The organism is Pelomicrobium sp. G1, assembly GCF_051905455.1.
In the GTDB taxonomy this organism is placed as follows: Bacteria; Pseudomonadota; Gammaproteobacteria; order Burkholderiales; family UBA6910; genus Pelomicrobium.
The window spans coordinates 1-268 of the sequence record NZ_JBQACR010000360.1 but is presented as its reverse complement, the minus strand read 5'-3'; the positions used below and the strand labels follow the sequence as shown (position 1 = coordinate 268).

Sequence of the window (268 nt, the reverse complement as noted above, 5' to 3'; positions counted from 1 at the left end):
CGCTCATGCCGCGCGCGATGGGGAGCGGCGCCGAGCCGAGTAGCACCACCTTGTGGTTCGCATCATGGCCACCGATGGTCGCCGGGTCATGCTCGACCATCGCCTCGAAGTGCGCCCACCTGGTATTGCGCTTCTCCTTGCACTCGACCTCTTCGCTCTCGGTAACCTCATCGAAGTCGGGGCCGCTCTTCGGCCGCTCCCTTTCGTCGAGCGCGAGCTTGGCGAGCCGGCTCTCGTTGTCGATCGGCACGATCGCGCCGTCCTGCAC

1 protein-coding gene is annotated in these 268 nt (G+C 66.4%); it reads right to left on the bottom strand.

The genetic code is table 11. The annotated features are described in order from the left end of the window. Nucleotides 1-268: hypothetical protein (locus tag ACTFO6_RS18835; protein ID WP_439935886.1), on the bottom strand; the 268-nt coding region annotated here is incomplete at both ends.